The 13,994-nt window shown below is 70.4% G+C and carries 8 protein-coding genes; 4 read left to right on the top strand and 4 right to left on the bottom strand.

The features are described from left to right. Positions 1–162: 162 nt before the first annotated feature. Positions 163–5,100: an NAD-glutamate dehydrogenase gene (locus ACSYGN_RS24665; RefSeq protein WP_460399143.1), complete on the bottom strand. Its 4,938-nt coding sequence runs from the start codon at positions 5,098–5,100 to the stop codon at positions 163–165. 509 nt (positions 5,101–5,609) lie between these two features. On the opposite strand from ACSYGN_RS24665, the gene ACSYGN_RS24660 reads away from it, so the two are divergent. After that, a complete protein-coding gene (locus ACSYGN_RS24660) occupies positions 5,610–6,176 on the top strand; it encodes a DJ-1/PfpI family protein (protein ID WP_460399141.1) in 567 nt (188 codons plus the stop codon). A gap of 136 nt (positions 6,177–6,312) precedes the next feature. Here ACSYGN_RS24660 and ACSYGN_RS24655 read toward each other — a convergent pair whose 3' ends face one another. Both ACSYGN_RS24655 and ACSYGN_RS24650 read right to left on the bottom strand, forming a co-directional pair. Beyond that, positions 6,313–6,978 carry an HAD family hydrolase gene (locus ACSYGN_RS24655; RefSeq protein WP_460399139.1) on the bottom strand — a complete coding sequence of 222 codons (666 nt, stop codon included), beginning with the start codon at positions 6,976–6,978 and terminating at the stop codon, positions 6,313–6,315. A gap of 69 nt (positions 6,979–7,047) precedes the next feature. Further along, positions 7,048–7,563 (bottom strand): DUF6912 family protein, encoded by a 516-nt coding sequence (locus tag ACSYGN_RS24650; protein WP_460399137.1) that lies wholly within the window; start codon positions 7,561–7,563, stop codon positions 7,048–7,050. 315 nt (positions 7,564–7,878) lie between these two features. Between ACSYGN_RS24650 and ACSYGN_RS24645 the strand changes: the two genes are divergently transcribed. Then, positions 7,879–8,334, top strand: coding sequence for an Rv3235 family protein (locus ACSYGN_RS24645; protein ID WP_460399135.1), 456 nt, complete (start codon positions 7,879–7,881; stop codon positions 8,332–8,334). Positions 8,335–8,801: 467 nt separating this feature from the next. Here ACSYGN_RS24645 and secA read toward each other — a convergent pair whose 3' ends face one another. Next, positions 8,802–11,621, bottom strand: a complete 2,820-nt coding sequence (gene secA / locus ACSYGN_RS24640) for a preprotein translocase subunit SecA (protein WP_460399133.1) — start codon at positions 11,619–11,621, stop codon at positions 8,802–8,804. Positions 11,622–11,928: 307 nt separating this feature from the next. Between secA and ACSYGN_RS24635 the strand changes: the two genes are divergently transcribed. Continuing rightward, positions 11,929–12,510 carry a GNAT family N-acetyltransferase gene (locus tag ACSYGN_RS24635; protein ID WP_460399131.1) on the top strand — a complete coding sequence of 194 codons (582 nt, stop codon included), beginning with the start codon at positions 11,929–11,931 and terminating at the stop codon, positions 12,508–12,510. Between the two features lie 299 nt (positions 12,511–12,809). Then, positions 12,810–13,988 (top strand): winged helix-turn-helix domain-containing protein, encoded by a 1,179-nt coding sequence (locus ACSYGN_RS24630; RefSeq protein WP_460399129.1) that lies wholly within the window; start codon positions 12,810–12,812, stop codon positions 13,986–13,988. The last annotated feature ends 6 nt before the right edge of the window (positions 13,989–13,994 follow it).

Genomic DNA, 13,994 nt, shown 5'->3' with positions numbered 1-13,994 from the left:
GGCGGCGTACGGGGTCCGGGCGTCCACCCTTCCCGTGTACCGGGCGAAGGTAAGCCGTCTGCCCGATTCACTTCAGGGCTCGTCAAGAAAGCCGGCCCCGTCCCGGTCCGCGAGGACGCCCCGGCCGCCGTCGCGGACCGGGACGCCCTCACCGCCGTAGAGCTACGCGTGCGAGCGCAGCAGCGTCCGCATCGTGCGCATCGCGACCGACAGGTTGGCCAGGTCGAACGCCTCCGAGCTCTGGATCTCCACCAGCGTGCTGCGCGCCCGGCCGAGGATCGCCGCGTTGCCGCTCTCCCACAGCTCGAAGCGCTGCTCCGGCGTCGACACGCCGTTGCCCACGGCGAGCACGTCCGCCGTGACCGCCGCGTGCACCGCGTACAGGTCCTCGCGGATCGCAGCGCGGGCCATGGACTGCCAGCGGTCGGCACGCGGCAACTCGCTGACGCGGTCCATCAGCCGGGTGATGCCCAGGCGCTCGGCGAGGTCGTAATAGACCTCGGCGACGTCCATCGGCTCCTTGCCCATCCGGTCGGCCACCGAGACGATGTCCAGCGTCGGGAAGGCCGAGGAGAAACCGGCCACGCGGGTGGCCAGCTCGTCCGGGACACCGGAGCCGGCCATGGCGTCGTAGATGTGCTGGTACCACTCCAGATCCACGCCGCGCAGCAGCTTCTGGAGCTGCCCCCAGACCTGTTCGACGCGCTCGGAGAAGAACTCCACCGTCTCACCGAGCTGGAGGGGCTGCGGCCGGTTGTTGAGCAGCCAGCGGGTGCCGCGTTCGACGAGGCGGCGCGAGTGCAGCCGGATGCGGATCTGCACGGCCGCGTCGACCTTGTTGTCCAGCGCCTCCACCGCGTCCCACACAGGCGCCGAGCGGAAGATCGTGCGCGCCACGGTCTGCGCCCGCACGATCTCCTCCAGCGACGCGCCGGTCTCCTCGCGCAGCCGGTGCAGATATGTCGTACCGCCGGTGTTGACCGTGTCGTTGACCAGGACGGTCGTGGTGATCTCGCGGCGCAGCGGGTGGTGGTCGATCTGCTCCGCGAACTGCTCGCGCAGCGCGGTCGGGAAGTACGCGTACAGCAGAGTGCGCAGATACGGGTCGTCGGGCAGCGAGGTCGCCAGCAGCTCGTCGGCGACGGTGATCTTCGTGTACGCCAGCAGGACGGCTGTCTCCGGGCCGGTCAGGCCCTGCCCGGTGTTGAGCCGCTCACGGATCTGGCGGTCGGCGGGCAGGAACTCCAGCGCCCGGTCGAGGTGCCCCTCGCGCACCAGGTGGCGCATGAAGCGCTGCTGGGCGTGGAGCATGTCCTTGGACTGGGCGAGCGCGTTGGCGATCGCCGTGTTCTGCGCGTAGTTGTTGCGCAGGACCAGGCTTCCCACCTCGTCGGTCATCTCGGCCAGCAGCCTGTTGCGCTGCTTGAGGGTCATGTCGCCCTCGGTGACCAGGCCGTTGAGCAGGATCTTGATGTTCACCTCGTGGTCGGAGGTGTCCACACCCGCGCTGTTGTCGATGGCGTCGTTGTTGATACGGCCGCCGTGCAGCGCGAACTCGATACGGCCGAGCTGGGTCAGGCCCAGGTTGCCGCCCTCGCCCACGACCTTGGCCCGCAGGTCGGCGCCGTCGACGCGGATGGCGTCGTTGGCCTTGTCGCCGACGTCGGCGTGGGTCTCGGTGGACGCCTTCACATAGGTGCCGATGCCGCCGTTCCACAGCAGGTCGACCGGTGCCTGGAGGATGGCGCGCATCAGATCGGCCGGGGTCAGCTTGGTGACGCCGGACTCGATGCCGAGCGCGTCACGGATGTGCGCGTTGACGGTGATGGCCTTGGCGCTGCGCGGGAACACACCGCCGCCGGAGGACAGCAGGCCGGTGTCGTAGTCGGCCCAGCTGGAGCGGTTCAGCTCGAACAGGCGGCGGCGCTCGGCGTAGGAGGTGGCCGCGTCCGGGTCGGGGTCGATGAAGATGTGCCGGTGGTCGAAGGCGGCGACCAGGCGGATGTGCTCGGACAGCAGCATGCCGTTGCCGAACACGTCGCCGGACATGTCACCGATGCCGACGACCGTGAAGTCCTCGCTCTGGGTGTCGGTGCCCAGCCCGCGGAAGTGCCGTTTCACGGACTCCCAGGCGCCGCGGGCGGTGATGCCCATGCCCTTGTGGTCGTAGCCCGCGGAGCCGCCGGAGGCGAAGGCGTCGCCGAGCCAGAAGTCGTAGGCCTGGGCGACCTCGTTGGCGATGTCCGAGAACGTCGCCGTGCCCTTGTCGGCCGCGACCACCAGGTAGGTGTCGTCCTCGTCGTGCCGTACGACGTTCTCGGGCGACACGACCTCGCCGCCGACCATGTTGTCGGTGATGTCGAGCAGCGCGGAGATGAAGGTCTTGTAGCTGGCGATGCCCTCGGCCAGCCACGCGTCCCGGTCCACGCCCGGGTCGGGCAGTTGCTTGGCGACGAAGCCGCCCTTGGCGCCGACCGGCACGATCACCGTGTTCTTGACCATCTGCGCCTTGACCAGGCCGAGGATCTCGGTGCGGAAGTCCTCGCGTCGGTCGGACCAGCGCAGACCGCCGCGGGCGACCTTGCCGAACCTGAGGTGCACGCCCTCGACGCGCGGCGAGTACACCCAGATCTCGAACGCCGGGCGGGGCGCGGGCAGGTCCGGGATGACCTGCGGGTCGAACTTCATGGAGATGTAGTCGTGCGGTGTGCCGCTCTCGGTCTTCTGGAAGAAGTTCGTGCGCAGCGTCGCCTTGATGACGGTGAGGAAGGAGCGCAGGATGCGGTCCTCGTCGAGGCTGGCCACCTGGTCGAGCGCTGCGTCGAGCTCCTCCAGCAGGGCGTCGACCAGTTCGTGCCCGGCGTTCTGGCGCTCCGGCGCCATCCGTGCCTCGAAGAGGGAGACGAGCAGCCGGGTGGTGTGGACGTTGTCGCGGAGGGTGTCCTCCATGTAGTCCTGGCTGAAGGTGGAGCCCGCCTGGCGCAGATACTTGGCGTACGCGCGCAGCACCATCGCCTGCCGCCAGTTCAGGCCGGCGCCCAGCACCAGGGCGTTGAAGCCGTCGTTCTCCGCCTTGCCGGTCCAGGTCGCCTTGAACGCCTCCTGGAAGCGCTCGCGGCCGTCGTCGCCGAGGAGGTCGCCGCCCGGGGCGCTCGGCGTCCCGGGGATGCGCAGCCCGAAGTCGTAGATCCACGAGGTGGTGCGGTCGGCGCAGCGCAGTTCGTACGGCCGCTCGTCGATGACCTCGACGCCGAGCCGGTTGAGGACCGGCAGCACCGCGGACAGGGAGACGGACCGGCCCTTGCGGTAGATCTTGAAGCGGCGCTCCTCGGGTGCGGCGCCGACCGGTTCGTAGAGGCTGAGCGCGAAGCTGTTCTCGGCGCTGAGCGCCTCCAGATGGACCAGGTCGGCGACGGCGGCGCGCGGGCTGTGGTCGGCCTTGTAGCCCTCGGGGAACGCGTTGCCGTAGCGGCGCGCCAGTTCGGCGGCCCGTTCCTCGCCGCACTCGGCGTTCAGCGCCTCCGCGAAGCCGTCGGCCCAGGAGCGGGCGGCCTCCACGAGGCGGGCCTCGATGCGTTCCTTGTCGCTGTCGCTGAGCTGCGGCAGTTCGGTGCCCTGCGGGACGCGGACGACGAAGTGCAGCCGGGAGAGGATCGACTCGGTGTTCCAGGCGGTGAAGTCGACGCTGGTGCCGTGCAGCTCCTCCTTGAGGATGTCGATGATCCGCAGGCGCACGCCGGTGGTGTAGCGGTCGCGGGGGAGGTAGACGAGCGCCGAGTAGTAGCGCCCGTACTCGTCCTGGCGCAGGTAGAGGCGCAGCCGGCGGCGTTCCTGGAGGTAGAGCACCGAGGTGACGATGGCGCGCAGTTCGTCGGCCGGGGTCTGGAACAGCTCGTCGCGCGGGTACGTCTCCATGATCTGGAGCAGGTCGCGCCCGTCATGGCTGTTGGGCGAGAAGCCGGCGCCCCGCAGCACCTCGTCGACCTTGCGGCGCACGACGGGCACCCGGCGGACCGAGTCGGTGTAGGCGGACGAGGAGAACAGGCCGAGGAAGCGGCGCTCGCCGATGACGTCGCCGTTGACGTCGAACTTCTTGACGCCGATGTAGTCCAGGTAGGACGGCCGGTGCACCGTGGCGCGGCTGTTGGCCTTGGTCAGCACGAGCAGCTTGTGCTCGCGGGCCTTGGCGCGGGCGTCGACCGGCAGCCGCTCGAAGGAGGGGCTGGCGGGATGGCTTTCGTCGCCGACGTGGTGCTTCGGGTCGGACCGCAGTATGCCCAGGCCGGTGCCGGGGACGGCGGCGAGGGAGTCGTCGTCGCGCAGCCGGTACTCGCGGTAGCCGAGGAAGGTGAAGTGGTCGTCGACCAGCCAGCGCAGCAGCTCACGGGCCTCCTCGACCTCGTGGTCGCGCAGATCGCCGGGCTGCGGCTCGTCGGGCAGGCCCTCGGCGAGCCGGGCCGCCGCCAGATGCATCTTCTCCCAGTCCTCGACGGCCTCGCGGATGTCCGACAGGACACGCAGCAGATCGGCGGTGATCTGCTTGAGGTCCGCGCGGTCCGTCTCGCGGTCGATCTCCACGTGGATCCAGGACTCGTTGTGCGCGTCGTGCGGGAGGGGGTCGGCGGGCGGCTCGGGGAGGATCTCGATGAGCTTGCCGGTGAGGTCGCGGCGGGCGGTCATCTGCGGGTGGACGACGACGTGGATGCCGCGGCCCTGGCGGGTGAGCTCGTTGGTGACCGAGTCGACCAGGAAGGGCATGTCGTCGGTGACGACCTCCACGACGGAGTGGCTGCTCGTCCAGCCGTTCTCCTCGACCGTCGGGGTGTGGACCCGCACGCTCGCGGTGCCCTGGGGACGGTTCTCGGCCAGCCGGTAGTGGGAGAGCGCGGCGCCGAAGAGGTCCTCCGGGTCGCGGTCGGTGAGGTCCTCCGGGGCGATGTGCAGGTAGTAGCGCTGGAGGAACGTGAGCACGGCGTCCTGGTCCGGGAGGCCCCCGCTCGTCGTCCCGGTCGGTAGGTGCCCCCCGGCCGGGCCGTTCTCAGCTACCCGGGCGGCCCTCTCGAGCAACTCGGCCTTGGCTTCGTCCAGCTTGGTCTGCATTGTCCTCTGGCTCCTGTCGCGCGCCGTTGCGTGACGTAGAAAGAAATACGGTCTCTTCCCCTGTGGCGTGACGCCGCGACGCGTGGTGTCCGGTCTGTTCCGACGCTATGCCGCAGGGTGGGAGGAGCGGGGGGTTATCGGCCATTCTCGACTCGCCCGACGGATGTGACGCTGCTCTCCGTCCGGCCGCGTCCGGGTCTCTGCCCGGCGTCCAGGGGACCTGCGGGATCCCGGGCCGCCCGCGAGGACCAGCGACCGCCGCCCGGTCACGGAGGTGCTCCGTGCACACCGGGCGCGGAGCCGGGGCGGCATTGCCCCCGCGACCTATCGCGCTGATCACGCCACCCAGGCTAGCGCCCCCTACCCCGGCCCCGTCATGAGCCGTATGTGTACAAAACCTGGGGTGGAACTTTGACAGTTTGCACAGGGACGGGCGGGGTTGCGCCGTCGTATCCGGCAGGGCAGGTTGCACATGACAGCTCACGCCCGCCCGAGGGGAACGACTCGTCATGACAGCGAAAATCCTCATCGTCACCGGCGACGCGGCCGAGTCACTGGAGGTGCTGTACCCCTATCAGCGGCTCCGCGAGGAGGGCTACGAGGTCCATATCGCGGCGCCCACCCGCAAGAAGCTCCAGTTCGTCGTCCACGACTTCGAGCCCGGTTTCGACACCTACACCGAGAAGCCCGGCTACACCTGGCCTGCCGACCTGGCATTCTCCGAGGTGGACCCCGGGGACTACGCGGCCATCGTCATCCCCGGCGGCCGGGCCCCCGAGTATCTGCGCAACGACCCGGAGCTGCGCAAGATCCTCAAGTCCTTCTTCGACACCGACAAGCCGGTCGCCCAGATCTGCCACGGCCCGCTGCTGACCGCCGCGACGGACAGCCTGCGCGGCCGCCGGGTCACCGCCTACCCCGCCCTGGAACTGGACATGCAGTCCGCCGGAGCCACCTTCCAGGACACCGAGGCCGTGGTCGACGGCACGCTCATCTCCTCCCGGGCCTGGCCGGACCACCCGGCATGGATGCGGGAGTTCCTGAAGGTGCTGCGGGCCAAGACGCCGGCCGGATGAGCCCGCTCGTCGGCGGGCGGGGCGGGGCGGAACGGGGACGCCGGGGCGGGTGCTTGCCGCTCGCGCGGCGCGCGCGGGCCGTTGCCGCTCGCGGCACGGGACGGTGCCGCCTCGCTGCGGCGGCGGCCGTCCCGCCTCACGCCGCCATACGCCGGGCCTCCGTCACCGCTTCCGCCAGGGTGTCGACCACGGGGGCGCCGGTCTCCTCCAGGCTGGCCCGGCTGTGGGAGCCGCCGGTGTAGAGCACCGCCTGCGCGCCCACGTGCCGTGCGGCCAGCGCGTCGTCCGCGGCGTCGCCGATCACTACGGTGCGGGACGGCTCCACCTCGGCGAGTGCCTCCAGGTGGCGCACCATGTGCTCGGCCTTGCTGCCGCCGGACGGGCCGGTGCGCCCGTCGACCCGTATGAAGTGCGGCTCGATGCCGAAGCCCCGTACCAGCGGAACGAGTTCGTCATGCACATACATGCTGAGGATGGACTGGCTGTACCCCGCCGACCGCCACCCGGCGAGCAGTTCCTCCGCTCCCTCGGTCAGCCCGCACCGGGTGCGGTGCTCCGCGTAGTGGCGGTGGAAGACGCCGTCCATCAGCTCCCACTCGTCCTGCGAGGGCACCCGTCCTATCAGGCGCTCGTAGAACTTCGGCACGGGCACGCAGTACAGCGCCCGGTACCGCTCCAGCGTGAGCGGGGCCAGACCGAGTTCGGCGAACGCCGCGTTGGTCGCCCCGATGATCGCGTCGTTGTCGTGGAACAGCGTGCCGTTCCAGTCCCACACGATGTGCGTGGCTTCGTGCTTCCCCATGCCCAAAACCGTACCCGCCACCACTGACAATCAGGACAACGGCAGGTGGAAGCGCAGGTGGCAGGGCCTTCAGGCCCCGGCCGTCACCAGATTCGGGATCTCCTGCGTGGCGTACCACAGCAGTTCGTGGTCCTCGGCGCCGTCCACCACGAACTGCGCGTCGTCGTCGCCGGCATCCGCCGCCGCCAGTGCCCCGGCCGCCGCGGCCACATCCTGCTCCGCCTCGTCGGCGTCCGCGTGCACCGCCGCCGCCTTGGCCAGCCGTACGGTCCCGGAGACCCGCACCTCGCCCAGCGACGCCTGGTCGAGACCGCGGTCCGGGTCGGCAGCGGCGGCGTTGTCGGGCACGTCCACGGCCACGACGACCCGGCGCCGTACCGCATCCGGGTCCGCCGCGAGCAGCCGCAGCGAGGCCAGCGCGGCGCGGCTCAGTGCCGCGTACTCCAGTTCCTCGATGTCGTCCGACAGGTACCACTCGCGCAGCCCGGGCGTGACGGCGTAAGCGACGAACGGCCCGCTCGCCAGCTCGCCCGTCCTGTACGCCTCGGCGAGACCGGGAAGGGTCAGGGGGACGTAGACGCGCATGGCTGCCGCTCTCCGTAGGTGTCGGTGATCGTCGATCGTTCGGCGGGTCCTGAAGGGTCTTCAGGATACGTGCGAGTGTCCCCTTTCGAGTCGCTGACAGGGACCCCGGACACGTCCACCCGCACCCCCGTGATTCACCCGGTGCGGGCCCGCCGGCACTGGCCTCCCGCCGCCCAGGTCACCCTCACAGATGAACTTTCCCGCCGCCCGACACGGACGCGGCCCTGCTTGCCGCCACCGGGCCCGAGCCCGTACAAGAACCGCAACCGAAAGTTACCGCCCGGTATCAGCCGGGCCGTCCGTCACGGGGATCCCATGAACAAGGTCATGACCAGAGCGGCCCACCGTCCGCCGTCCCGCCGCGACCAGCGCCGTCCCGGCGACCGGCGGCCGGCGGCCGGACCGGCCGTCTCCCGGCCCCTGCCCGTCCCACGCCCCACCGACGTCTTCGCCGACCGTCTCCTCGCGGTGCTGAGCGGTCGGCGGCCCGTGCACTGGATGCTGCGGCACACCGTGGGCCGCGCCTACGACGACCTCGCCCGCCTCGCCGAAGGCGGCACCCTGCGCACCACCCGCGGCACCCTGCCCGTCGTCCGCGACATCGGCTACTTCGTGCCACGCCGGGGCGCCGTCGAGGCATTCGCCCGCATCGGCGCGGGCGACCAGGTACGCGCCATGGCCTTCCGCCTCGAACAGGGCCCCGACCTCCGCTGGCGCTGCACGGCCGTAGAACTGGGCGGCCCCCGCCCACCCCACGACACGGACGACTGACCCCCGGGGAGGCAACAGGGGGCGGCCAGGCGCCCTTGCCGGGCGGCGCTGGGCCAACCCCGGCGCCTTCCTCACCCGGGCGGCGAGCGGCGCCGTGCGGGACTCTCGGACCGGGGGCGGCGCCTGCGGGACTCTCGGCCGGGAGCAGCACTCTGGCGCGGGAGCGCGGCCCGGGAGCGCGGCCCGGGAGCGCCGCCGTCCGGGACCGTCAACACCCCCCCACGGGACGACTGGGCGGGTCCGGTGGGCGTCTCCCTGCACGGACCCGGGAGTTGCCCCTCCGGACCGGGCCTGCACCCCTGGACAGACCTGGCAGGCCCCTGGACAGACCCGTCCAGGGGGACCCGGACCCCACCCGGACCGGCCAGGGTGTCCCCGGACCCGGAACGCGCGAGGGCCGGGCTCCCCGGTGGGAAGCCCGGCCCTTCGAGCAGTCGCGGCGCTGTCGGCCGCAGCGCTGCCGTCGATTACTTCCGGCGGCGGCGGCCGGCCTTGGCCTGCTTGCGGCGTTCCGCGCGGGTGAGGCCGTCGGCCTCGGAGCGCACCGGCTCGTCGTCATCGGCGGTGAAGTCGCCCTCGACGGTGCCTCCCTCGCCGTCCACGGTCGGCGCCGAGAAGTGCAGGTTGCGCCGCTGCGGGGCGTCGAGGCCCTTGGCGCGGATCTCCGGGCGGGCCCCGGCCTGTGCGGGCACCGCGTCCTGCTTCTGGAGGTCGGCGACCGGCGCGGCGTCCTCGACGGGGACCTCTTCGACCTGCTGCTCGACCTGGACCTCCAGGTTGAACAGATAGCCGACGGACTCCTCCTTGATGCCCTCCATCATCGCGGTGAACATGTCGAAGCCCTCGCGCTGGTACTCGATCAGCGGGTCCTTCTGCGCCATCGCGCGCAGGCCGATGCCCTCCTGGAGGTAGTCCATCTCGTAGAGGTGCTCGCGCCACTTGCGGTCGAGGACCGACAGCACGACCCGGCGCTCCAGCTCACGCATGATCTCGGAGCCGAGCTGCACCTCGCGCGCCTCGTACTGGTCGCGGATGTCGTCCTTGATGGACTCGGAGATGAACTCGGCGGTCAGACCGGCCCGGTCACCGGCCGCGTCCTCGAGCTCCTCGATGGAGACAGCCACCGGGTAGAGCTGCTTGAACGCGCCCCACAGCCGTTCGAGGTCCCAGTCCTCCGCGAAACCCTCGGCGGTCTCGGCACCCACATAGGCGTCGATCGTGTCGTCCATGAAGTGCTGGACCTGCTCCTGGAGGTCCTCGCCCGCCAGCACGCGGCGGCGCTCGCCGTAGATGACCTCACGCTGCCGGTTGAGGACCTCGTCGTACTTGAGGACGTTCTTGCGGATCTCGAAGTTCTGCTGCTCGACCTGCGACTGGGCGGACGCGATCGCACGCGTGACCATCTTGTTCTCGATCGGCACGTCGTCCGGGACGTTCGCCATCGACATCACGCGCTCGACCATCTGGGCCTTGAACAGACGCATCAGATCGTCACCGAGGGAGAGATAGAAGCGCGACTCGCCGGGGTCGCCCTGACGGCCGGAACGACCGCGCAGCTGGTTGTCGATACGCCGCGACTCGTGCCGCTCGGTGCCGAGGACATAGAGGCCGCCGAGTTCCTCGACATCGTCCTTCTCGGCCTTGACGGCCTCCTCGGCACGCTTCAGAGCGGCCGGCAGGAACTGCGCCCACTCCTCGATGTGCTCCTCGGGGTCGAGGCCCTGCTGACGCAGCTCCGCCTCGGCGAGGTCCTCGGGGTTGCCGCCGAGCTTGATGTCGGTACCACGGCCGGCCATGTTGGTCGCCACGGTCACCGCGCCCCGGCGGCCGGCCTGGGCGACGATCTGGGCCTCACGCTCATGGTGCTTGGCGTTGAGCACCTCGTGCTGGACGCCGCGCTTGCTGAGCTGCTGCGAGAGGTACTCGGACTTCTCGACCGAGGTGGTGCCGACCAGGATCGGCTGGCCCTTCTCGTGCTTCTCGGCGATGTCGTCGACGACCGCCTCGAACTTCGCGACCTCGGTGCGGTAGATCAGGTCGGACTGGTCCTTGCGGATCATCGGCTTGTTGGTCGGGATGGGGACCACGCCGAGCTTGTAGATCTGGTGGAACTCGGCGGCCTCGGTCATCGCCGTACCGGTCATGCCGGACAGCTTCTTGTAGAGGCGGAAGAAGTTCTGCAGGGTGATCGTGGCGAGCGTCTGGTTCTCGTCCTTGATGTCCACCCCTTCCTTCGCCTCGATCGCCTGGTGCATGCCCTCGTTGTAACGACGGCCCGCGAGGATACGGCCGGTGTGCTCGTCGACGATCATGACCTCGCCGTCGAGGACGACGTAGTCCTTGTCGTTCTTGAAGAGCTCCTTGGCCTTGATGGCGTTGTTCAGATAACCCACGAGCGGGGTGTTGACCGACTCGTAGAGGTTGTCGATACCCAGCCAGTCCTCGACCTTGGTGACACCGCCCTCGTGGATGGCGACCGTGCGCTTCTTCTCGTCGACGTCGTAGTCGCCGGTCTCCTCCAGGCCCTTGAGCGGGTTGCCCGCCTCGCCGCGCTTGAGGCGCAGCACGAGCTTGGCGAAGTCGCCGTACCACTTGGTGGCCTGGTCGGCCGGGCCGGAGATGATCAGCGGCGTACGGGCCTCGTCGACCAGGATGGAGTCGACCTCGTCGACGATGGCGAAGTTGTGGGCGCGCTGGACCAGCTCGTCCTTCGACCAGGCCATGTTGTCGCGCAGGTAGTCGAAGCCGAACTCGTTGTTCGTGCCGTACGTGATGTCGCACGCGTACTGCTCGCGGCGCTGCGCCGGGGTCATGTTGGCCAGGATGCAACCGACGGTGAGGCCCAGGAACTTGTGGACCCGGCCCATCATCTCGGAGTCGCGCTCGGCCAGGTAGTCGTTGACCGTGACGATGTGGACGCCGTCTCCGGACAGGGCGTTCAGATACGCCGGCAGCGTGCCGACCAGGGTCTTGCCCTCACCGGTCTTCATCTCGGCGACATAGCCGAGGTGCAGCGCGGCGCCGCCCATCATCTGCACGTCGTAGTGCCGCTGGCCGAGGACGCGCTTGGCCGCCTCACGGACGGTGGCGAACGCCTCGGGGAGCAGGTCGTCCAGGCTCTCGCCGTCGGCGTAGCGCTCCTTGTACTCGTCGGTGAGGGCCCGCAGCTCGGCGTCGGAGAGGTCGACGAAGTCCTCTTCGATGGAGCTGACCTGGTCCGCGATGCGGTGCAGCTTGCGCAGGATCTTGCCTTCGCCTGCACGCATGATCTTCGAGAGGACGGACACGGGGGCTTGTCTCCTTGCCGGTCGGGCCTGGGACGGTCGGAATTCGATGTGACTTGTTGAGCAACGGCCATCGTATGCGAGGACACGGCCAAGCCGGGAGGCCCGCCGTGACGCCTGCTACGGCGACGGCCGCCCACTGCTGCCGGACCGCCTCCGGCGACACTCGATCGGCGCTTCGAATGGACAACGCCCGGGGGTCCCCGATGGTGCCGCGATCCGCAAACGAAAATTACGCGAACCGTGACCGCCTGCTCACACACGGCGAAAAGCCCTGGCATACGTGTGGACCACCGCGCAGAATCGGCCGATGGAGCCCGTCACCCTCACCACCAGCCGCCTCCTCCTGCGCACCGTCGGCGCGGGGGACACCGACGCCGTGTACGCGGCTGCCCAGGACCCCGACATCCAGCGCTGGACGACGATCCCGTCGCCCTACCTCGCCGAGCACGCGCAGAACTTCACACAGCAGCTCGTCCCCGACGGCTGGGCCACCGGCTCCGTGTTCACCTTCGGCGTCTTCGTACCGGACGGTGACCTGGCGGGCATGATCGGCCTCACCCGCCACTCCCTCGACACCGCGGAGATCGGCTTCTGGGCGACGAAGGAGCACCGCGGCCACGGCTACACCGCGGAGGCCGTGACCGCCGTAACCCGCTGGGCCTTCACAGCACTCTCCCTGGACCGCATCGAATGGCGAGCCGAGGTCGGCAACCGCCCCTCCCGCAAGGTCGCCGAAAATGCCGGCTTCACCTTCGAAGGCACCCTCCGCTCGGCCATCACCAACGCAGGCACCCGAAGAGACTGCTGGGTAGCCTCCCTACTCCCCTCAGACCTGAACCTCCCAAGCCCCTCCCCCTACCTCCCCCCGAACACCCCGTCCGACCACTGAGGCCAAGCCCCGCCCAGGCCACCCCCACCCACCTCATCTACCGCCCCCCAACCGCCCGTCCGGCGCTTGAGGCCGAGTCCCGCCCGGGCCGCCCCCCACCCACCCGCCCAGCCCCCTCTCAGCCCGTCCGGCGCTTGAGGACGAGGCCCGAAGGGCCGACAAGGGGGGTCCCTGGGGGCGCAGCCCCCAGGGACGGGAACGGGAAGGGGCGGCGGGGGCGAAACCCCTCAGGCCCCCACCCCCGCCCCAGCAACCCACCCCCACCCCCGTTGTCAGTGGCACCGCCTATCGTGCGCCCCATGACACCCGTCCCGCCCAGCCCCGGAACCACCCTCTCCGCCTCGGAGGCCCGCCGCCTCGCGCTAAGAGCCCAGGGCTTCCTAGGCCAAGGACCCGCCCGCCGCACAGGCGTCCGCGGGGTGCTCCGTCACCTCGGCGCGGTCCAGCTGGACACCATCTCCGTCCTGGCCCGCTCCCACGAGCTCGTCCCCTACGCCCGCCTCGGCGCGGTCGGCCGCAGGACGGTCGAGGACGCCTACTGGAAGGACACTCACGCCTTCGAGTACTGGTCGCACGCCGCCTGCATCCTCCCCGTCGAGGAGTGGCCGCATTTCGCCTTCCGCCGCCGCGCCTACCGCAACCGCCCGCACTGGAACCACGAACTCCCGGACGGCGCCTACGACCAGGTGATCAAGCAGCTCCGCACCGAGGGCCCCCTCACCGCGGCGGAGCTGGGCGGCGCGAAGCGGACCAGCGAGTGGTGGGACTGGTCGGGCACGAAGGTCGCGGTGGAGCGGGCGCTGATGTACGGCGAGGTGGTGTGCGTGGAGCGGCGCGGCTGGAAGCGGGTGTACAACCTGGCCGAGCGCGCGATCCCGGCGGAGCTCCTGCACGACGACCTGGACGACAGGGAGTGCCTGCGCCGCCTGGTGCGGCTGGCCGGTGAGTCGCTGGGCGTCGGCACGCGCGCGGACATCGCCGACTACCACCGGCTCAAGGGCGAGGAGTTCGACGCGGTGATCGCCGACTCGGGTCTGGTCCCGGTCACGGTCGAGGGCTGGGACAAGCCGGCCTGGGCCGACCCGGTGGCCCTGAAGTCGGAGCCCCGCGGCCGCCACCGCACCACGCTGCTGTCCCCTTTCGACTCCCTGATCTGGGAACGGGCGCGCACGGAGCGGATCTTCGGCTTCACCCACCGGCTGGAGGCCTATGTCCCCAAGCCGAAGCGTCTGTACGGCTATTTCGCGATGCCGATCCTGGCGGGCGGGCAACTGGTCGGCAGGGTGGACCCGGCGCGTGAGGGCCGCACCCTGGTCGCCCGGCAGATCGGGCTGAGGGGCCCGAAGGCGGTCCCGGCCGCGGCCCGGGCGCTGGTCGAGGCGGCGAGCTGGGTGGACTGCACGGACATACGGCTGGAACGCGTGGACGCCCCGGAACTGCACGCCCCTCTCACCGCGGCCGTGGCCGCCCTCCTCTGAGGCACC

This window comes from Streptomyces sp. YIM S03343 (genome assembly GCF_054729195.1).
This window is presented reverse-complemented; position numbering and strand designations above follow the sequence as displayed.